At 72.0% G+C, this 20356-nt stretch carries 18 protein-coding genes; 2 read left to right on the top strand and 16 right to left on the bottom strand.

Going from position 1 to position 20356, the window contains the following annotated elements; all coding sequences use genetic code 11:
• Nucleotides 1-16 precede the first annotated feature (16 nt).
• From QOZ86_RS15315 to QOZ86_RS15295, 5 genes are all read right to left on the bottom strand, one after another.
• A complete protein-coding gene (locus tag QOZ86_RS15315) occupies nucleotides 17-280 on the bottom strand; it encodes a hypothetical protein (RefSeq protein WP_284492843.1) in 264 nt (87 codons plus the stop codon).
• Between the two features lie 428 nt (nucleotides 281-708).
• Nucleotides 709-3591 carry a vitamin B12-dependent ribonucleotide reductase gene (locus QOZ86_RS15310; protein WP_284492842.1) on the bottom strand — a complete coding sequence of 961 codons (2883 nt, stop codon included), beginning with the start codon at nucleotides 3589-3591 and terminating at the stop codon, nucleotides 709-711.
• Between the two features lie 144 nt (nucleotides 3592-3735).
• Nucleotides 3736-4290: a transcriptional regulator NrdR gene (gene nrdR / locus QOZ86_RS15305; RefSeq protein WP_284492841.1), complete on the bottom strand. Its 555-nt coding sequence runs from the start codon at nucleotides 4288-4290 to the stop codon at nucleotides 3736-3738.
• A 389-nt stretch (nucleotides 4291-4679) separates the two neighbouring features.
• Complete coding sequence (locus tag QOZ86_RS15300) at nucleotides 4680-5426, bottom strand: hypothetical protein (RefSeq protein ID WP_284492840.1); 747 nt, start codon at nucleotides 5424-5426, stop codon at nucleotides 4680-4682.
• 126 nt (nucleotides 5427-5552) lie between these two features.
• Nucleotides 5553-5867: a LysM peptidoglycan-binding domain-containing protein gene (locus tag QOZ86_RS15295; RefSeq protein WP_284492839.1), complete on the bottom strand. Its 315-nt coding sequence runs from the start codon at nucleotides 5865-5867 to the stop codon at nucleotides 5553-5555.
• Nucleotides 5868-6257: 390 nt separating this feature from the next.
• On the opposite strand from QOZ86_RS15295, the gene lexA reads away from it, so the two are divergent.
• Nucleotides 6258-7019, top strand: coding sequence for a transcriptional repressor LexA (lexA, locus tag QOZ86_RS15290; RefSeq protein ID WP_284492838.1), 762 nt, complete (start codon nucleotides 6258-6260; stop codon nucleotides 7017-7019).
• An 81-nt stretch (nucleotides 7020-7100) separates the two neighbouring features.
• Here the strand turns inward: lexA and QOZ86_RS15285 are convergent, their stop codons facing one another.
• From QOZ86_RS15285 to QOZ86_RS15265, 5 genes are all read right to left on the bottom strand, one after another.
• Nucleotides 7101-7889: an enoyl-CoA hydratase/isomerase family protein gene (locus QOZ86_RS15285; RefSeq protein ID WP_284492837.1), complete on the bottom strand. Its 789-nt coding sequence runs from the start codon at nucleotides 7887-7889 to the stop codon at nucleotides 7101-7103.
• Entirely contained in the window at nucleotides 7886-9721 is a 1836-nt protein-coding gene (locus QOZ86_RS15280; RefSeq protein ID WP_284492836.1) for an ABC transporter permease, read from the bottom strand. The genes QOZ86_RS15285 and QOZ86_RS15280 overlap by 4 nt, the downstream gene beginning before the upstream one ends.
• Nucleotides 9722-9776: 55 nt before the next feature.
• Nucleotides 9777-10868 carry an ABC transporter substrate-binding protein gene (locus QOZ86_RS15275; RefSeq protein WP_284492835.1) on the bottom strand — a complete coding sequence of 364 codons (1092 nt, stop codon included), beginning with the start codon at nucleotides 10866-10868 and terminating at the stop codon, nucleotides 9777-9779.
• A gap of 62 nt (nucleotides 10869-10930) precedes the next feature.
• Nucleotides 10931-12115, bottom strand: coding sequence for an ABC transporter ATP-binding protein (locus QOZ86_RS15270; RefSeq protein ID WP_284492834.1), 1185 nt, complete (start codon nucleotides 12113-12115; stop codon nucleotides 10931-10933).
• Nucleotides 12112-13392, bottom strand: coding sequence for a CaiB/BaiF CoA transferase family protein (locus tag QOZ86_RS15265; RefSeq protein WP_284492833.1), 1281 nt, complete (start codon nucleotides 13390-13392; stop codon nucleotides 12112-12114). Before QOZ86_RS15265 ends, QOZ86_RS15270 begins: the two co-directional genes overlap by 4 nt.
• Before the next feature lie 106 nt (nucleotides 13393-13498).
• Between QOZ86_RS15265 and QOZ86_RS15260 the strand changes: the two genes are divergently transcribed.
• Nucleotides 13499-14254 carry an IclR family transcriptional regulator gene (locus QOZ86_RS15260; protein ID WP_284492832.1) on the top strand — a complete coding sequence of 252 codons (756 nt, stop codon included), beginning with the start codon at nucleotides 13499-13501 and terminating at the stop codon, nucleotides 14252-14254.
• Nucleotides 14255-14257: 3 nt separating this feature from the next.
• On the opposite strand, the gene QOZ86_RS15255 is transcribed toward QOZ86_RS15260, so the two are convergent.
• From QOZ86_RS15255 to QOZ86_RS15230, 6 genes are all read right to left on the bottom strand, one after another.
• The gene (locus tag QOZ86_RS15255) at nucleotides 14258-15325 is read right to left on the bottom strand and encodes an NHL repeat-containing protein (protein ID WP_284492831.1); all 1068 of its coding nucleotides are present in this window, start codon (nucleotides 15323-15325) and stop codon (nucleotides 14258-14260) included.
• Complete coding sequence (locus QOZ86_RS15250) at nucleotides 15297-16019, bottom strand: phosphatase PAP2 family protein (protein WP_284492830.1); 723 nt, start codon at nucleotides 16017-16019, stop codon at nucleotides 15297-15299. The genes QOZ86_RS15255 and QOZ86_RS15250 overlap by 29 nt, the downstream gene beginning before the upstream one ends.
• A 57-nt stretch (nucleotides 16020-16076) precedes the next feature.
• Nucleotides 16077-17540 carry a GTPase HflX gene (hflX, locus tag QOZ86_RS15245; protein ID WP_284492829.1) on the bottom strand — a complete coding sequence of 488 codons (1464 nt, stop codon included), beginning with the start codon at nucleotides 17538-17540 and terminating at the stop codon, nucleotides 16077-16079.
• 139 nt (nucleotides 17541-17679) lie between these two features.
• Nucleotides 17680-18552, bottom strand: a complete 873-nt coding sequence (dapF, locus tag QOZ86_RS15240; protein WP_284492828.1) for a diaminopimelate epimerase — start codon at nucleotides 18550-18552, stop codon at nucleotides 17680-17682.
• Nucleotides 18549-19475 carry a tRNA (adenosine(37)-N6)-dimethylallyltransferase MiaA gene (miaA, locus tag QOZ86_RS15235; RefSeq protein ID WP_284492827.1) on the bottom strand — a complete coding sequence of 309 codons (927 nt, stop codon included), beginning with the start codon at nucleotides 19473-19475 and terminating at the stop codon, nucleotides 18549-18551. Before miaA ends, dapF begins: the two co-directional genes overlap by 4 nt.
• Before the next feature lie 143 nt (nucleotides 19476-19618).
• Complete coding sequence (locus tag QOZ86_RS15230) at nucleotides 19619-20344, bottom strand: class III extradiol ring-cleavage dioxygenase family protein (RefSeq protein WP_284492826.1); 726 nt, start codon at nucleotides 20342-20344, stop codon at nucleotides 19619-19621.
• Nucleotides 20345-20356: the final 12 nt, after the last annotated feature.

Genomic DNA, 20356 nt, shown 5'->3' with positions numbered 1-20356 from the left:
CGCAGGAGCGGTACGGCTACGCCACGGCGGACAGCGCGTCGCCCTTGCGCAGGTCGCTGTAGGCCTCGTCGATGGTGGTCTGGCTGAGGATGAACTCCCGCACGGATTTGCCGCGCACGAGGTATCTCCGGCCAGCACACTCGGACAGATCGGCGTCGAACACCGCCGCATCCCGGAACCGGAATGCGTTCCAGAGGGGGACGACTCCGCCCAGATCCGCCGCGACGTCCCGGCCCAGCCACCGACTCAGGACGGCGACCTCGTCAACGAACTCACGCACGTCTGGCTCCTCTCGTTCCCGTGGCTCCGCTGGGCAGATCATCGACGGCGGGAGGCGCTACCGGAATACGCCACGGCCTCGTTCATGAACTCGTCATGTACTCGAAACAGACCGCGCGTACGGACGCACCATCGTGATCGTCGTCGGCAGCGTCCGTGATCACCGGCTTCGTGCACCTCGTCGGAATTCTCGACGTAGGAGCCTGACCCGATCGACTCTGTCGGGGACAGAGCGCCGCCCTTCTCGCCCCGAACCACGTGTCCCTCAGGCCGCGTTCAGGCAAGCCCATCGCGGACGCGGCACTGGTCGACTGCAAGCACGAGAGGGATGCGGAGATCTGTTTTCCGCACCCCTCTCGCTTGCCGCCCATAGGTGAGAATCCGGCGCCTATTCGCGAGAAGTCTGTCGCCTACTCGCGAGACACGACGTCAGCTGCAGCCGCTGGTAGAGCCGCAGCCCTCGCAGACGTAGCAGCTACCGGCCGGGCGCATCTTCGTGCCGCAGGTCATGCACAGCGGTGCGTCGGTGGCGGTGCCGGTGACCAGCTCGAGCAGCTCGGCCGAGGAGTGCGCCTCCTTGACCGACTTCGGGCCCCCGGGGGTGACCTTCTCCGCGACCTTGGCGGTCTCGATCGGCGCGGAGTTGCGCAGCTGCTCCAGGTCGACCTCTTCCTCGTCGGTGACCGCGGGGGTCGAGGCGGAGGTGCCGTAGCCGGAGACCTGCGCGGCCCGCTCCTCGGCGGTGAAGATGCCGAGACCGGCCCGCTTCTCGACGGGCAGGTGGTCCAGCGCCAGGCGGCGGAAGATGTAGTCCATCACCGACTGGGCGATCCGGATGTCCGGGTCGTCGGTCATTCCGGCGGGCTCGAACCGCATGTTGGTGAACTTCTGGATGTAGGTCTCCAGCGGCACACCGTGCTGCAGCGCGATGGAGAGTGAGATGGAGAAGGCGTCCATCACACCGGCAAGGGTCGAGCCCTGCTTGCCGAGCTTGAGGAAGACCTCACCGAGGCTGCCGTCCTCGTACATGCCCGCGGTCATGTAGCCCTCGGCGCCGGCGACGCTGAACGAGGTGGTGACGCTCGTCCGCTTCTTCGGCAGTCGCTTGCGCACCGGGTGCGACAGCGCAGCGGGCGCCTCGGCCTCGGCCTTGACCTCGTCCGTGGTGCCGTCGTTCTTGCCCTTGCCGCCGGAGAGCGGCTGGCCGACCTTGCAGTTGTCGCGGTAGATCGCCAGCGCCTTGAGGCCCAGCTTCCAGCCCTCGAAGTAGATCTTCTCGACGTCCTCGATGGTCGCCGACTCCGGCATGTTGACCGTCTTGCTGATCGCGCCGGAGATGAAGGGCTGGACCGCGGCCATCATGCGGACGTGGCCCATCGGCGAGATGGCCCGCTCACCCATGGCGCAGTCGAACACCTCGTAGTGCTCCGGGCGCAGGGTCGGGGCGTCCACGACGTGGCCGTGCTCGGCGACGTACTCGACGATCGCCTCGATCTGCTCCTCCTGGTAGCCCAGGCTGCGCAGCGCCCGGGGCACCGTCTGGTTGACGATCTGCATGGAGCCGCCACCGACCAGCTTCTTGAACTTGACCAGCGAGAAGTCCGGCTCGATGCCGGTCGTGTCGCAGTCCATCATGAAGCCGATGGTGCCGGTGGGGGCCAGCACCGAGGCCTGGGCGTTGCGCCAGCCGTTCTCGCCGCCGACCTCCAGGCACTCCTGCCACTGGGCGGTGGCGGCCTTGAGCACGTCGGCGTCGTCGGCCCCGACCGGGCGGATCGCGTCGTTCGCCGCGGCGTGCTTGCGCATGACCCTGGCGTGGGCGTCGGCGTTGCGGGCGAAGCCCTCGTAGGCGCCGACGATGCCGGCGAGCTCCGCCGAGCGGCGGTAGGCGGTGCCGGTCATCAGCGAGGTGATCGCCGCGGCCAGGCTCTGGCCGCCCCGTGAGTCGTAGGCGTGGCCGGTGGCCATGAGCAGTGCGCCGAGGTTGGCGTAGCCGATGCCCAGCTGACGGTAGGCCCGGGTGGTCTCACCGATCGGCTCGGTCGGGAAGTCGGCGAAGCAGATCGAGATGTCCATCGCGGTGATGACCAGTTCGACGGCCTTCACGAAGTTCTTGCTGTCGAACGTGCCGTCGTCCTTCAGGAACTTCATGAGGTTCAGCGACGCCAGGTTGCACGAGCTGTTGTCCAGGCTCATGTACTCCGAGCAGGGGTTGGACGCGTTGATCCGGCCGGTCTCGGGGTTGGTGTGCCAGTCGTTGATCGTGTCGTCGTACTGGATGCCGGGGTCGGCGCACTCCCACGCGGCCTGCGTGACCTTGCGGAACAGCGTCTTGGCGTCGAGGGTCTCGATGACCGAGCCGTCGATGCGGGCGCGGAGACCGAAGTCGGCGCCTTCCTCGACCGCACGCATGAACTCGTCGGAGACGCGCACGGAGTTGTTGGCGTTCTGGTACTGGACGCTGGTGATGTCCTTGCCACCGAGGTCCATGTCGTACCCGGCGTCACGCAGCGCGCGGATCTTGTTCTCCTCGCGGGCCTTGGTCTCGATGAACTCCTCGATGTCGGGGTGGTCGATGTCGAGGACGACCATCTTGGCCGCGCGGCGGGTGGCGCCACCGGACTTGATGGTGCCTGCGGAGGCGTCGGCGCCGCGCATGAAGCTGACCGGGCCGGACGCGGTGCCACCGGAGGAGAGCAGCTCCTTCGACGAGCGGATGCGGGACAGGTTCAGGCCGGCACCGGAGCCGCCCTTGAAGATCAGGCCCTCCTCGCGGTACCAGTTGAGGATCGAGTCCATCTCGTCGTCGACCGCGAGGATGAAGCAGGCACTGACCTGCTGCGGCGCACTCGTGCCGACGTTGAACCAGACGGGGCTGTTGAAGCTGAAGTACTGGTGCAGCAGCATCCAGGTGAGTTCGTGCTCGAAGATCTCGGCGTCGCCCTCGCCCGCGAAGTAGCCGTGCTCGCGACCGGCCTCGGTGTAGGCGAGCACCACCCGGTCGATGAGTTGGCGCAGGCTGGTCTCCCGCTGCGAGGTGCCGACGGCGCCCCGGAAGTACTTCGTGGTGACGATGTTGGTGGCGTTGATGCTCCACTCCGCCGGGAACTCCACACCCCGCTGCTCGAAGTTGATCGAGCCGTCCCGCCAGTTGGTCATCACGACGTCGCGGCGCTCCCAGGCAACCTCGTCGTACGGGTGCACACCGGCGGTGGTGAAGACACGCTTGATCTTCAGGCCCTTGCCCCGGCTGGGCGCCTTCGCGCTGCGGCGGGTGCGGGTGCCGGCCATGCGGTCGTCGGTCTCGGTCATGGTGTGGAGCTCTCCCTGGTCGTGTGTCGCATGGTGCTTCGCGGGGCTGCGCGGTGGTGCTGCGCGGTGGTGGATCGGGGGCTGGGGAAGAGCCGCGATCGGTAACTGCTCGAACTGGTGTCTATCGGTGGGCACTGACAGTTCTCAGGTGCCGGCGGCGCCGGCGTCGGCCGTGGGCTGACTGCGCCCGCCACCCCGCCGGCGGACCGGCGGGTCGGTCTGCATGCCGGGCAGCGGCGGCGTGCCGGCGGTGATGTGCCGGTCCCGGAGCTCGGAGATCTCCTTCTCGAAGTCCTCGAGCGAGGTGAAGGCGCGGTACACGCTGGCGAAGCGCAGGTACGCCACCTCGTCCAGCTCGCGCAGCGGCCGCAGGATGGCCAGCCCCACCTCGTGGCTGGGCACCTCCGCGGCGCCGGTGGCGCGGATGGCGTCCTCGACCTGCTGGGCGAGCAGCTTCAGCTGGTCCTCGTCGACGGGGCGCCCCTGGCAGGCGCGCCGTACGCCGGCGACGACCTTGCTGCGGTTGAAGGGCTCGCTGACGCCGTTGCGCTTGACGACGGCGAGCACCGCCTCCTCGACGGTGGTGAACCGCCGCCCGCAGCTCGGGCAGGACCGGCGGCGCCGGGTGGTGGCGCCCTCGTCAGCCTCCCGGGAGTCGATGACCCGGCTGTCGGGGTTGTGGCAGAACGGGCAACGCACGGTGGTTCACCTCCCTCCGGGTGCCCCGCCCACCGGCCGGCTGTGGACCCCCCTGGGGACATCCGGTGGATGCTCGGGGGAGAACCTGAGGAACGGCCTGTGGACGGGCTTACAGCTCTGTAACTACTAGATGTAGGGGAACCCTAGGACGGCCTACACAAGATGTGCAAGTGATCGTTTTATCGGCGTGTTCCGCCTCGACCCGGCCGTACGCACGCGGAACACCGGTCCCCACCAGTCACAGGACACGCCGGGACGACGCGCCGAACAGTCGCCGGAGAACGGGCCTGGTCCACATCTCGCGCCGGTCGCGCCCGGGCACGCCGACGGCGCCGGACCCCGCGGGGTCCGGCGCCGTGGAGATGCTCCAGGGGCGGCGCCGCGTGGCGTCAGACGCCGCTGAAGGAACCGTTCAGACGGGGCCGGCGGGAGTGCGGCAGCTGGTCGCCCAGCCGCATGGGACGGGTCAGCAGGTCCGCGTCCAGATCGGCCGGCGGCGTCCAGCCGCGGCCCCCCGACGCCGTCTCGGGGGCCGGCGTCGGACGAGCTGACGGGACCGACCAGGCGATGGTCTCGGGGAACTCGTCCCGCGGTACGGCCGCCACCTCGGCTCCGCCCCCCACGGCCGGGAACATTCCCGTGTCAGCAGCCCGGTGCCGCCCGGCGGCACCGTCCACCGCCTCGTTGCGGGCGCGGTGGCGACCCGGTGCGGGGGCCTGCACCGAGGCGGCCAGGACCATCTGGACATCGGCGCTCTCCGGCGCACGCCGGCGACCGCCGGCGCGGGCCGGAGCGGGCCGCCGGAGGTGATCCCGCTTCAGGGGGAGGCTGGCGGTGGTGTCGGGGTCGTGTGCCGAACCGGCGCCGCACGGGGTGGGCGCCGCCCGCGGCGCCGTGGCCACCGGGACACCTCGAGAGGCAGGTGAGCGCTCGGGCAGCCGCAGCGTCGCGAGGTCGGTCCACGACGTCTCCTCGGCCCCGTCCACGACCATTCGCACCCATACCTGGCAGGCGCCGGTGTCGTCGTGCCGCCATCCCAGCAACTCTCCCGCCGACCAACCCCCCGCCTGGTACACCTCGACGACCTGGGGCTGACTGGTGAACACGGCTGCTCGGTTCTCCATGACGCTCGACACGGGACGACCGTATGTGGCCCTTCACAACGGAGGGTGAACGTGCCCACACTCAGGGTTGACGAAGTCGGCCGGGCGCATTGTGAACCTGTTGTCGCGAGGCCCAGCCACTGCTCATCGGCCGGGATCTCACGGAAGCTCGAGCACCTGACCCGGCTCGATGGATGCACTGTCCAGACCGTTGAGCAACTGGATCCTGTCGATCACCTCGCGCACGTCCCGCTCCCCCGCCATCCCGCTCGCGATGGACCAGAGCGTGTCGCCCGGCACCACGACGACGCTGCTGGTCCTCATGAGGTCCAGGCCCTCCGCGCCGTGACCCAGAAGCGCGTCGACTCCCGCAGCCACGCCCATGGCCACCAGGAGCAGCAGGACCACGACCACGCGCCGACCCCGTGCGGTCAACCGCAGCGGCGCCGGCGAGCCGGCCTCCCGCCGTGGCACCGGCCGGACTATCTCGGAACCCGACGACAGGGAGGGTGCACGACCAGGTGGTGCCGCGGCGACCGCGTACGCCTGGGGCGGCGGCAGCACCCGGAGGTGACGCGCCGCGGGGGCGCAGCCCGCTGTGCCGCCGCCCGCCCGCACCTCACCATCGCGTGCCGACAGTGCAAGATTGCTCGCCATCGCTGCCCACCCCTCACCGGCCGGCGCCTGCCGACCCGAACACACGTTCGATTCGAACGCTTGTCCGATGTCTACCCGATGCCACCGACAGAAGCGACGCGACACGGTCATCTTCGAACACGTGTTTGAACTGGCTGGCGATCGGCGCTACGGTTCCTCCGACGAACAGGGCTGAGCAGCTGCACGGGCAGCCGGCGAGGAGGAGACGTGACGGACTCGAGCGGGACGTCCGGCGGCCGACGCGGCACCGCGGGCACCACAGCGGACCCGGCCGGTGATTCGGCGTCGGTGCGCACGTTCCCCGACCGGAGCCCCGACGGTGACGGCCTGACCCAGCGGCAACGCCGGGTGCTGGAGGTGATCCGCGACTCGATCGAGCGCCGCGGTTACCCGCCGTCCGTCCGGGAGATCGGTGAGGCCGTCGGCCTCTCCTCCGCCTCCTCGGTCGCCCATCAGCTGTCGGTCCTGCAGAAGAAGGGCTGGCTGCGCCGCGACCCCAACCGGCCTCGAGCCCTCGACGTACGCCTGCCCGGCGAGGCCGGGCGCACCGCGGTCGCCGAGCCGCCGGCCCTCGACGAGGGCGAGCGGGCGTCGGCCCCCGCCTACGTGCCCCTGGTCGGGCGGATCGCGGCCGGCGGCCCGGTCCTGGCCGAACAGGCGGTGGAGGACGTCTTCCCGCTCCCGCGGGAGCTCGTCGGCGAGGGCACGGTCTTCATGCTCAAGGTGGCCGGTGACTCGATGGTCGAGGCGGCCATCTGCGACGGCGACTGGGTCGTGGTGCGTCAGCAGCCGACGGCGGAGAACGGCGAGATCGTGGCCGCGATGATCGACGGCGAGGCGACGGTGAAGACGTACAAGCGCCGGGACGGGCACGTGTGGCTGATGCCGCACAACCCCGCCTACGGGCCCATCCCGGGCGACGAGGCGACGATCCTCGGCCGCGTCGTGTCGGTGCTGCGCCGGGTCTGATACGGCAATGCCCACGTCGGGCACGATCAGCAATCGTCGTGCCCGACGTGGGATGCGCGTCGGCGTGACGCCGGTGACCGGTCAGCGGCGCTGGTAGTCCCCGTCGCGCTTCTCGAAGAACGCGCGCAGCGCCTCCTGGTGGTCCTCGGTCCGGAACATCTCCAGGAATCGCTTGGTCTGCAGCGCCTGCCCCTGGGCGAAGTCCATCTCGAAGGCCCCCGTCACGGCCGCCTTCGTCACCTCGACCGACAGCGGGGCGCGCGTGGCGATGCGCTGCGCCTTCGCCAGCGCGGCAGGCATCAGATCGGCCGGCTCGTGGACTTCGGTCACCAGTCCCCAATTGAGCGCCTGCTGGGCGGTGTAGCGGGCGCCGGTCAGCAGGATCTCCTTGGCCGGCCCCAACCCGATGACGCGCGGCAGGCGCCAGAAGCTGACGATGAGACCCACGTTCACGCCGGCGGCCACGAAGAACGCGTCCGTGGACGCGATGCGGATGTCGCAGCAGAGGGAGAACTCCAACCCACCGCCGATCGTCGCCCCGTTGATGGCCGCGATGACCGGGGCACGGAAGTTCTGCACGCCGTTGAGCACCCGGCTGAACTCGGCGAGGTAGTCGGTCAGCTGCTCGTCGCTCATGGACTGGTCCTCGCCCAGGTGTGCTCCCGCGGTGAAGGCGCGGCCCTCACCGGTGATCACCAGGCACCGGACGTTCTCGTCGGCGTCCAGGATGTCCAGCGCCTTCATGAAGGACCGCCGGCTCTCCCAGCTGAAGGTGTTGGAGGGAGGACTGTCCAGGGTGAGGACAGCGATGTGCGGGGTCTCGTAGCGCAGGTGGACGCCGCTACCGACATCGGTGGTGGTCACGGTCATGCTGCTTCCTCCGGGGGTGTGTTGAGTGCGACGGACGGGGAACGGCGGGACCGCCGGGGGGACTCGCCGGGTTTGCGGTCGAGCAGCCGCATCGCGACCACGGTCACCACGATGTTGATCAGGAGGATCACCACGGAGAGCGCGCCGACCCGCTGGTACAGCGACTCGCTGGCCAGGTTGTAGAGCACCGTGGCGACCGTCGGATTTGCGCCGGTGTAGAGGAACACCGACATCTCGAGCTCCCTGAAGAGGAGCACGAAGTTGAGCAGTCCCGCGGCCAGGAGGGAGGGTCGCAGCAGCGGGACGGTGATCCGCCGCCAGGTGCGCGCCCAGGAGGCGCCCAGGCTGCGGGAGGCCTCCTCCACCTCCGCACCGATCTGACCCATGCCGGCGTGGACGTAGGCGAACGTCAACGGCAGTGCGCTGCCCGTGTAGGCGATCAGCAGGATCGTCAGCGTCCCGCCCAGCCCGAACGGCTGGGCGGCGTAGGCGATGATCAATCCGATGCCGAGGACCGCCCCCGGGAAGGCCAGCGGCGCGGCCATGGCACCGACGATCACCGCGTTGCTGCGTGCCTTGGTGCGGTGCACCAACCACGAGGCGAGCAGCGCCACGGCCAGGGCCAGCAGGGTGCCGCCGATCGCCAGCGCGAAGCTGTTGCCCATGGCGGCAGCGATGAGGGGCCGGCCGAAGACCTCTTCGTAGTTGCCGGTCAGGGTGAAGTTGTCCCACCCGAGAGGACGGCCCAGGGCCTTGCGGAAGGACGTCACCAGCAGCATGCCGAACGGCATGACCAAACTCAGCACCACGACGGCCACGCAGAACGCCACCGCCGGGTAGCGACCGGCTCCCAGGTGCGTGACGTCCTGCCGGCCCGGCTTGCCCCCGATGACGGTGAACTTCCTGCCGCCCACGAGCTTTCGCTGGATGAGCAGCAGCGCCGCGATGATGACGAGGATCGGCACGGAGATCACCGCGGCCACCTCGATCCGCGGCGGGAACTGCATGAGGCTCAGCAGCACGGTCGGGATGGTCTGGAAACCGGTCGGTGCGCCGAGGATCGCCACCGGGCCGAAGATGATCGCCGAGGAGACGAACACCAGGATCGAGCCGGCGATCAGGGCCGGCGCGATGACGGGGAACGTCACCGTCCGCAGCACCCGCCAGCGTGAGGCGCCGAGGCTCGCCGCGGCCTGTTCCAGTGCGGGGTCGATGCCCTCGAGGGCCGCTGACACGGGCAGGAAGACCAGCGGGTAGAGGAACAGCGACAGGACGAAGATGATCCCCCACGGGGTGAAGATGTCGAACGGTGACTCCTCCAGGCCGAAGATCGACATCAGCGTGGTGTTCAGGACGCCGTTGCGCGGCCCGAGCAGGAGCACCCACCCCAGCGCGGCGATGAAGCTGGGTGCCGCGAAGGTGAGGACGGCGCTGCCGCGGAAGAACCGCCGCATCGGCATGTCCGTGCGCACGGTGAACCAGGCCAGCGGCAGGCCGATGAGGAGGCTGCCCAGCACCGTGCCGCAGGCGATCCAGAGCGAGTTGCGGATGGCCTCGAGCAACAGGGGTTCGGTGCCCAGCAACGCGTAGTTCGACAGGGTCAACCCGCCGTCGTCGGCCACGAAGCTCTGCCCGAACACCTGCGCGATCGGGTAGCCCACCAGGGCCAGCAGCGCCAGCACCCACACCAGGCGCATGGCGCGCTCGAAACCGGTCGACCGACGTCGGCGCGGCGCCCGGCCGGGGGGTGGCCCCCCGGCCGGGCCGGACGCCGACCGCTCGCGCGGATCGGCGCCCGGCACCGTCGACGTCGCGGGGCCGCTCAGGGTCACGGCCCGCTCCCTTCGCGCGGGCCGGCGAAGGCGCCGGCCCGTACCGCGTCCGCGCTCACCGGTTGAACAGTTCGGCGAAGCGGGCCACCACCTGGTCTCCCCGGGCAGCGATCTCCTCGAGATCGGCGGGAAGGAGCGTGGCGTCGGAGAGGTCGGCCCCTTCCACCGGCTGCGGAGCACCCTCCAGCACGCTGCGCCCGCCGAGCTCGACCAGCGCGTTCTGGAAGTCCTCGCTGAGCTGGTACTGCATCAGGAGCTTCGCGGCGTTGGGCCGCGGGGCGTCGGTCAGCATCGCCAGCTCGCTGGTGAAGGTCGGCACGCCGTCCTCCATGAAGGCGATCTTCAGCGGCTCGCCCTCCGCGGCCGCACTGAGCACCGCGGACTCGATCGCCGGGACACCGATGTCGGCCTCGCCGGTGAGCACCAGCTGCGCGAGGGCCAGGCTGCTGTCGGTGACGATCACGTCGCGTTCGGCCAGCTGCGCGAGCCACTCCTCCCCGTAGAGGCCGGTGAGCGTCGTGTAGAACGCGAGCGCGGTACCCGACGCCCCCGGGTCGGAGCTCACGATCGTGCCCTCCGTCGAGGAGGCGAACTCCTCCCACGTGGTGGGCAGGTCTGCGGGGTCGGTGCTGGCGCCGTTGTACATGATCCCGAGCGGCACGAGGCTGTAGGGCACCTGCGGGTTGTCGGGGTTGTCCAGGCCGTCGATGATCTCGTCGGCGTTGGGGATCTCGGGCTCGGTGATGATCCCCTCGTCCGCCCACTGCTGCAGCGTGTCGGGATCGGTGAGGCTGACCACGTCGGCGTTGAGAGAACCGCTCGCCAGTTCGGCGGAGATGGAGTTGGCGACCGAGCCGGAGTCCTCGCGAGTGAAGGTCACGTCGATGCCGAAGAGTTCCTGCATCCGCTCCTGGAGCAGTTCGACCCCCGGACGGGTGTGCCCGCCGGCGTAGATGACGACTCCACCCTCCTCCTGGGCAGCGGCGATCAGGTCCTCGCTGATGCCTTCGATGCCGGCGGCTTCGCTCACCCCCTCACCGCCCTCGGCGGCCGGCTCGGAGCCGTTGCCGCACCCGGCGAGAAGGACGGCGGACAAGGGAACGGCGAACAGGGCGTTCCTGCGGCGGGCGGTGGGACGAATCGACACGGTGCCTCTTCTCGGACGGACGTGCGTGGACGGTGGACGAACGGTGGAGCGACGGATCCCGGTCACGCGGCGGACCGCCCGGCCGGAGCTGGGGCGGGCGAGGCGCCCGCGTTGGCCGATGGCCCCGGGTGGTGGCCGTCATCGCCGGGAACGGAGGCCGCCGGTCCATCGCCGACGATGGCGACCGCGGTGCCGTCCACCTCGATCACGACGTCCTGGCCGACGTCGAAGCGGCCCAGGCTGGGACCGGTCGCCTTCAGCGGCTCGGCGAGCCCGGGCAGGTCGACGGCGTACTGCACGTGGTCCCCGAAGAACAGCGCCTCGCTGACCCGAGCGGCCCCCGCGGCGCTGGAGGTCCCGGAGGTGAGCCGGAGATCGACGGGACGGATCGACACGGCCACCTCGTCCCCCGCCTGCACGGCCACGTCCGCCGGCGGTGGGGCGGTCACCGTGATGCCACCGGGCAGCCGGAGGGGCACGCCGTCGGGGGACGGCGGACCGCACACGGTGGCGGGCAGCAGGTTCGTCGCGCCGAGGGCCCGGGCGACGAAGCTCGTCCTCGGGCGCCGGTAGACCTCCTCCGGGGCGCCGACCTGCACCACCCGGCCCGCGTGCATGACGACGAGCCGGTCCGCGAGCGACAGCGCCTCGGCCTGGTCGTGGGTGACGTAGACCATCGTCACCCCGAGCGAGCGGTGGATGCGCTTGATCTCCGAGCGCATCTCCTCCCGGAGCCGGGTGTCGAGGTTGGACAGCGGCTCGTCCAGCAGCAGGAGTGCCGGGTCGTTCACCAGGGCCCGGGCCAGCGCGACGCGCTGCTGCTGGCCACCGGAGAGCTGGTGGGCGTAGCGGTCGGCCAGACCGTCCAGCTGCACCATGGCCAGCGCCTCGTCGGTCCGGCGCCGGACCTCCGCACGGCTCGCCTTCGCCGTCGTCGGCCCGTAACCGACGTTCTCCCGCACGCTGAGATGCGGCCAGAGGGCGTAGCTCTGGAACACCACCGACATCTGACGGCGCTCCGGCGGGACGAACATGCGCGGCCCGGCCAGCACCTTGTCCCGCAGCCGGATCTCCCCTGCGTCCGGGCGCTCGAAGCCGGCGATCATGCGCAGGCAGGTGGTCTTGCCGCAGCCGCTGGGCCCGAGCAGGACGACGGCCTCCCCCTCCTCGATGGAGAGATCGACGTGGTCGACCACCGGTGCGGCGCCGAAGCTCTTGGTCAGTCCGGACAGGACGAGGTGGGTCACGCGGGGACCTCCGTCGAATCGAGGGGGCTGGCTGCCGCACCGGTCGTGCGGGCGTGGTCGTCAGGCGTCACCAGGACGCCGGCGGAGACGAGTTCCTCGATCTCCGCGGCGGACATCCCGGCCTCCGCCAGCACCTCGCGGCTGTGCTCGCCGAGCAGGGGCGCCGGGCGACGGATGGCTGACGGGGTGCCCGACAGCTTCACGGGGGCGCCGATGTGGCGGACGGTGCCCATGCGGGGGTGCTGCGTCTCGACGAGCATCTCCCGTGCCTGCACGTGCGGGTCCGCGTAGACCTGCTCGATGTCGTAGAGCGGCCCGCTCGGCACCCCGGCCGCGTGCAGGGCCTCGAGCCACTCGGCCGTCGTCCGCTGCCGCAGCGTCGCCGCCAGCTCCCCGGCCAGTTCGAACCGGTACGTCATCCGGGCGGGGTTGTTCTCGAACCGCGGATCCTGCAGCAGCCGCTCCATCCCGAGGCCGGCGCACAACCGCGCCCAGTTCCGGTCGTTGGCTGCCCCGATGGCGATCCACCCGTCGGCCGTGGGCAGCGCCTCGTAGGGGGCGGACAACCGGTGCGCCGATCCCATCGGGCTGGCCACGTCCCCCAGGCTGAAGAACATCGCCGTCTCCCAGACCGTGTAGGCGATCCCCGCCTCGAGCAGCGACGTGTCGACGAACTGCCCCTCCCCCGTCTTCAGCCGGTGGATGTAGGCCGACAGCACGCCGTAGGCGCCGAACACGCCGGCGTTGAGGTCGCAGATGGGGACGCCGACCTTGGCCGGCGGCCGTCCAGGCTCACCGGTCATGCTCATCAGGCCGCTCATCGCCTGGGCGATGAGGTCGTATCCGCCGCGACCGGCGTACGGACCGGTGGCGCCGAATCCGGAGATGGAGCAGTAGACGAGAGCCGGGTTCGCCGCCCGGAGCGCCTCCTGTCCCAGTCCGAACCGGTCCAGCAGGCCGGGACGGAAGTTCTCCACGAGCACATCGGCGTCCTCGGCCAGCCGCCGGACGACGTCCGCGCCGCGTGGGTCCTTCAGGTCGACGGCGATACCGCGCTTGTTGCGGTTCATGGCGTTGAACGCCGGCGAGTGCTCGACGTCCGGGCCGCGGGACATCCGGCGGGTGTCGTCCCCGCCCTCGGGCCGCTCGATCTTGATCACGTCGGCACCCATGTCGGCCAGCAGCATGGAGCAGTACGCCCCCGCCATGACCTGGGTGAGGTCGAGGACCCGCACGCCGGTGAGAGCGCCCTGGGGGACCTGGTCTGACACGTACATCTCCCGACTGCCTTGCCGCCTGTGCCACTGTGTGGCACGCTTTGCCGTGCAATGGCACGCTGTGGTGCGCGCCACAGTAGGGGCGGCGAAAGGTGACGTCAACCACATGAGGTCGGTTTCCGTGGCACTGGCCGTGCTGGAAGCGGTCTCCGAGCAGCAGCCCGTCGGCGTGAGCGACCTGTCCCGGGCGATGCAGCTGCCGAAGTCCACGGTCCAGCGGATGCTGTTGACCCTCGGGGAGCTGGGCTGGATCCGGGCGGGTGCCGAGGAGCCGACGCGGTGGTCGCTCACCGCGAAAGCGCAGGCGATCGGTTCCCGGCACCGAGCGGACGAGGAGATCCGCCGCGTCGCGCTACCGGCCATGCACCGGCTCTCCGCGGCGACCGGCGAGACGGTCCACCTCTCGGTACCGGAGGAGCGGCGGATCGTCCTGCTCGACAAGATCGAAGGCGCCCACCCGGTCCGGACCCATGCCTCCGTCGGGAACGGCGCCCCCCTCCACACGACGGCGTCCGGGAAGGCCGTGCTGGCCGCCATGCCCGAGCCACGAGCCGCCGCGCTGCTGCGCGCCGCCCCGCTGGAGGCGCTCACCCCCCACACCGACACCGACCCCGAGGGCGTGCTCCGTGAGCTACGACGGGTGCGCCGGCAGGGCTACGCCGTCTCCGTGGGCACGCGGCACCCGGACATCGCCGCGGTCGGGGCGGCGATCCTCGACCGCGGGGGCATGCCCGTGGCCACGTTGAGCCTCTCGCTGCCCACTTCCCGGCTCCCCCGGCGCCTCTGGGCCGGCTACGGGGCGCAGGTCACCGCAGCTGCCGAGGAGTGCAGCCGGCAGCTGGGATGGCGGTCCGCTCCCTGATCCTCAGGGCCGGCGGCGCAGCCGGCCGCCGAGCCACACGACGAGGGTGGCGACCGAGGCGGCGATGAGCGCGGCCGGGAAGGGCGATCGGTCCGAGCGGGTGAGGTCGGCGAAGGTGGGCAACGGCTCGCCGGGCGGCGGGGCGGTGGTCGCCGGCACGGCCGCGGACGGGAGCGGGACGACGGTGACCTCGCTGGGCAGGCCCTCACTGGCGATCACGAGCCCCCGCGAGTCCGCGGCGAAGCTGATCGCCTCACCCTGCGGCGACTCCGGCAGCGGGAGACGCACGGGGTCCGCGGCCAGTGCGCCGGCGACGTCGGAGCCCTCCAGCGGCCAGACGTAGGCGTCGGTGTAGGTGCGCAGCGCCAGCGCGCTGCCGTCCGCGGCGACCGCACCGCCGGTGATCATCAGCTGTCCGGCCCGGCCGACCGGGCCGCCCGGCGTACCGGTGAGCGTGACGTTCACGCTGCCGACCCGCTCCAGCGGCACCGTGCCGCCGTCGACCAGGGCACCGGCGGGCCGGTACACCCCGCTGGCGCCGAGGACCTCCTTGGTCACCACGTAGGGACTGCCGTCCGGCGCCATCAGCAGGGCTTCGGCGTCGTGCGCACCGTCGGGGTAGGTCAGCCGGTGCAGCGACGCCGTGCCGTCGGGCCGCAGCACGTGCAGGGCCACGGTCGCGCGATCGCTGTTGTTGTCGCCGATGTCCGCGACCCACACGGTGCCGTCCACTCCGACGGCGAGGTCCTCGGGGTCGTAGGGATCGACCGGAGCCGTCTGCACGTCGGCCACCGCGCACGTCCCGTCGAGACCGAAGACGGCCACCTGGTCGCCGCCGTCGTTCAGCGCCAGCATCTGCTCGCCGACGACGACGAGCCCGGACAGCTCGGCGAGACGCGCGTCGGTGACGGCACAGCGGACGGTCGGCGCGGCGGCCCCGGAGGCCGCTTGCTCCGCAGCCGCCGGGTCGGCGGCGACGACCACGGCCGCCAGCCCGCCGGCCAGTGCGGTCGCCGAGGTCAGCCGACGCGCGCGGGCGTGGCTAAGCGGTCGGTCGGCCTGCTCGGGCACGAACCCAGCGTGACAGAACCAGTGCGTCCAGTGCGTGAACCACGCCCAGCAGCAGAATCCCGACGGCTGCCCCCATGACCGCATCGGTGATCCAGTGGAAGTCCAGCGACACCATCGCCACGCCGGTGCCGATGGGCCCGGCCACGCTCAACCACCAGAAGGTGCGCTGGGCCGCGGCCGGCAGGCCGTACTCGACCGCCTGCCAGCGGGCGACGCCCCACATCAGCACGGCGTTGGCCACGTGCCCCGAGGGGAACGAGGCGCCGTCGGCATGGAAGAAGTACGACCCCGGGAACGCCGGCGCCGTCCGGCCCACGCCGTGCTTGAGGGCATAGACCCCGGCGGTGAGGACGGCGACCGCCAGCACCACCCGGGCGATCGGCAGCCAGGTCCCCCGCCGCCACAGCAGGTACCCCACCAGCCCGGCGAGGACGACGAGGATCGTCACCCGGCCACCGAGCTGGGTGAACAGCCAGACCACCGGGTAGGCGGCGGACTCCTGCAGCCCCCAGTCGCTCACGATCTCCGACAGCCGCAGGTCCAGCCGCTCCAGGGCCCCGCGGGCCAGCAGGTCGGCGGTGACCAGACCACCGACCAGCGTCGCCACGACGAGCAGCCACCACGGGGGGCGGCCCACCGAGACGACCGGCGGGGAGCCGGGCAGACCGGTCTCCCGCACCGCTCCCCTGGTCACGCCGTCACCGTACCGGCCCGTGACCGGATCGTGATCCGGCCGACCGGGCCGGGCACCTCAGCCGACCGGAACCGCGAACTCCTCGAGCGCCGCCGCGAGCGCGCCGTCCACCCGCGCGGTCAGCCGGGTCCCGCTGCCCTCGTGCTGCTCGGCGAGGACCTCGCCGTCCCGGTGGACCCGGGCCACGAGGTCACCCCGCTCGTAGGGGACGAGCACGTCGACCTCCACGTCGGGGTGCGGCAGGCGCTCGGCGATCATCCGGCGCAGGGTCTCCATCCCGGCTCCGGTGCGGGCCGACACCCAGACCGCGCCGGGCAGGGCCTGGCGGAGGGTGAGGATGTCCTCCTCGGTCATCGCGTCGACCTTGTTGACGACGATGAGCTCGGGGACCGCGGCCGCGTCGATCTCCGACAGCACGATCCGGACGGCGTCGATCTGGCCGAGCGGGTCGGGGTCGGAGCCGTCGACGACGTGCACCAGCAGATCGGCGGCGGCCACCTCCTCCAGCGTGGAGCGGAACGCGTCCACGAGCTGGTGCGGCAGGTGGCGCACGAAGCCGACCGTGTCGGTCAGCGTGTACTCCCGGCCGTCCGGTGACTGCGCCCGGCGCACCGTCGGGTCGAGGGTCGCGAACAGCGCGTTCTCCACCAGCACCCCGGCACCCGTGAGCTGGTTGAGCAGGCTGGACTTGCCCGCATTGGTGTAGCCGGCGATCGCCACGCTCGGCACCGCGTTGCGGCCCCGGCTGGACCGCTGGGTGGCCCGCGCCGTCGCCATGCCGGTGATCTCCCGGCGGAGCTTGCTCACCCGGGCGCGGATCCGCCGCCGGTCGGTCTCGATCTTCGTCTCACCGGGGCCACGGGTACCGATACCGCCACCGCCGGCGACGCGACCACCGGCCTGTCGGGAGAGCGACTCACCCCAGCCGCGCAGGCGCGGCAGCATGTACTGCATCTGGGCCAGCTCGACCTGGGCCTTGCCCTCCCGGCTGGTGGCGTGCTGGGCGAAGATGTCCAGGATCAGCGCCGTCCGGTCGACGACCTTCACCTTGAGGACCTTCTCCAGCTGGTTGAGCTGGCCGGGGGTGAGCTCACCGTCGCAGATGACGGTGTCGGCGCCGCTCGCCGCGACGATGTCGCGGATCTCGTTGGCCTTGCCCGAGCCCACGTAGGTGGCCGCGTCGGGCTTGTCGCGGCGCTGGCTGACCGCCTCCAGCACCTCGGAGCCGGCGGTCTCGGCCAGGGCGGCGAGCTCGGCGAGCGAACGGTCCGCATCGGCCTGGGTGCCCTCGGTCCAGACCCCGACGAGCACGACGCGCTCGAGTCGCAGCTGGCGGTACTCGACCTCGGTGACGTCGGCGAGTTCGGTGGAGAGCCCCGCGACGCGGCGGAGCGCGCCACGCGCCTCCAGGGCGTAGGAGCCGGTGGTGTCGTCGGTCTCGTCCCGCTGCGCGGCGGGCGTGCGGCGGGGATCGGGCTCGGTCTGCTCGTCGAACGGCAGGGCGTCGGGGGCGGTCGTCATCGTGCCCAGCGTGGCACGGTCCTGCAGGGAAGGCACCTGAGTTGTCATCGCCGGGTACAACACCGGCACCGCGCCGGTGCATCCCGTTCCGCGCCACGGGCAGAGCGAGGCTGGCACACCCGACCACCCCTGAGCGGGTTCAGCCGGCGAGCCACTCCGGGCACAGCGTGCCGGTGGACACCAGGACCGCCGGCCCGCTGAGGATCGTCGTCCCCGGGGTCACCTGCACCGACAGGCGGCCCCCGGGGACGTCGACGACGACGGTGCCCTCGCGTGCGCCCTCGGACCGCAGCGCGGTGTACGCCGCGGCGCAGGCGCCGGTTCCGCACGACCGGGTCTCCCCCACCCCGCGCTCGAAGACCCGCAACCGGATGTGCGCACCGGGTTCGAGCACGTTCACGATCTCCACGTTGACCCCCTCGGGGAAGAGGTCGGCGTCGAAGCGCGGCGCCCGGGTCAGGTCGAGGATGTCGACGTCGACGTCGGTGAGCGCGGCCAGGTGGGGGTTGCCCATCGATACGGCCAGCCCCGCGAAGCTCCGCCCGTCCAGCTCGGCGGCGCCGCGGCCGAACTCGCGGGCCGGCCCCATGTCCACCCAGTAGCCGCCGTCCGCGGCGGCGCCCACCCGCCGGGGACCGCCACGGGTGCCCACGAGCACGCCGTCCGCGCAGGCGTCCCGGTCCAGCAGGCCCTCGGCGATCAGCGCGTGCAGGAACAGCCGGATGCCGTTGCCGCACATCTCCGCGTAGGAGCCGTCGGCATTGCGGTGGTCCATGAACCACTCGCAGCGGTCGAGATCCTTCCCCAGCACCTGGGTCGCGTCCGGCACGTGGGCGCTGGGCACCAGCCGGAGGACGCCGTCGCCACCCAGCCCCGCGCGGCGCTCGCACAGCCGGCGGACGGTGGCCGGGTCGAGCCGGTCCCCCGCCCAGACCGTGCCGTCGGGGTCGGGCAGCACCACGAAGTCGTTCTCGGTGCCGTGCCCTTTCAGCACGCGCGGGAAGGTGGTCACGCCCCGATCGTACGGCCGGTGATCTCGCCCAGGACCGCGTCGGCCAGGTCGGCGCGGGCGGCGTCGAACCAGGTCATGGCGGCGTCGCGGCGGAACCACGACCGCTGCCGCCGGACGAAGCGCCGGGTGGTCGTGACCGTCCGTTCCCGCGCCTCCTCGGCAGTCAGCGTGCCGTCCAGCTGGGCGAGCACCTGGGCGTAGCCGAGCGCCCGGGACGCCGTCGGGCCCTCCCGCAGCCCGTCCGCGGCCAGCGCCGCCACCTCGTCGACGAACCCGGCGGCCCACATCCGGTCGACCCGCGCCGCGATCCGCGCGTCGAGCTCGGCCGGCTGGCGGTCCACGCCGATGACGACGGCCGGGTAGTGCGGGGCGGGCGCGGGCAGCTGGGCCCGGAACGGGCCGCCGGTGAGCTCGATGACCTCCAGCGCCCGCACGATCCGCCGTCCGTTGCTGGGGAGCACGGCCGCGGCCGCGGCCGGGTCGAGGGCCGCCAGCCGGGCGTGCAGCTCCGCAGGGCCGACGGCGACCAGTTCGTCCTCGAGACGGGCGCGCAGCGCCGGGTCGGTCCCCGGGAAGTCCAGCTCGTCGAGCACGGCGCGGACGTAGAGCCCGGAGCCGCCGACCAGGAAGGGCACCACCCCGGCGGCCCGCAGCCGGTCGATCTCGGCGCGGGCCCGCTCCCGGTACTCCGCCACCGACGCCGGCTGCTGGACGTGCCACAGGTCCAACAGGTGGTGCGGCACGCCACCGCGCTCGTCGAGGCCGGGCTTGGCGGTGCCGATGTCCATGCCGCGGTAGAGCTGCATGGAGTCGGCGTTGACGACCTCCCCGCCCAGCCGCTGCGCCAGGGTCACCGCCAGCGCCGTCTTGCCCGTGGCGGTCGGCCCGACGACGGCGACGACCGGCGGCGCGCTCGTCTCCACCGGTTCGCTCCCGCGGGCCGCTCCGCTCCTCGCTCCGAGGTCCCGGCCGTCTCCGCGGTCGGTCCGCTCCTCGCTCGTCCCTCGCTGCGATGCTCCCTCCCTGTCGACGGCCGCCTCGCTGCGATGCTCACGCCCCTGTCCGCTCACGCCACGATCCACTCGGCCACCGGGTAGGCCACGCCGAGCGGCGCGGCGTCGTGCCGCAGCCGAGCGGTGACGTGCCGGCCGGTGAACGCGGCACCGACCGCCCGCCAGGTGAGCACGCCGGCGGCGAGCAGCCGGTCGCCCTCCACGGCGTCCAGCCCGGCCAGTGCCGCGGCATCGCCCGCGGCCAGGGCAGCGCTCACCACGGCGTCGAAGGGCTCGGCCGCGGGGTCGAGGTACCCGGGCGCCTTCACGCTCCGGCGGGCCGAGCCGTCACCCATCGCCAGGACGCCGACGGGTGCGGGCAGATCCCGCAGCAGCTGGCCGAGGTCGGCCGGACCCACGCCGATCCGGGTTCCGGCGAACGACGCCTCGTCCAGCAGCCAGGCACCGACCGTGTGCGCGAGCGGCAGCCGGCGGCCACCGGGGCGCACCCGCCCGTCGAAGCCCAACTCCAGGTCAACGCCGTGGCCGCGCAGGTCGCCGCCGTCCCCGGGCCCGTACCGCTCGCCGGGGGCGGCGCCCGGGCCGACGACGACCACCACCTCGGAAGCCGCCGTGAGCAGCTCGGTGACCGCCTCGGCGCAGGCCGCGCGCAGGGCCTGGGTCTCCGGCGCCGGCCGCCCCTCCACCGCCGGGAGCAGCAGTGGCGGGCACGGGCAGAACGCGACGGCGGCCGACGGGCGCGCCGTCCGGACCGGGAGGCCGCCGGGGACGATGGTCACCGCAGCAGTGTC

The sequence above is a fragment of the Blastococcus capsensis genome (genome assembly GCF_030165005.1).
Classification (GTDB): domain Bacteria; phylum Actinomycetota; class Actinomycetes; order Mycobacteriales; family Geodermatophilaceae; genus Blastococcus; species Blastococcus capsensis.
The sequence above is the reverse complement of the archived record's forward strand: the minus strand, read 5'-3'. Positions and strand labels throughout refer to the sequence as shown.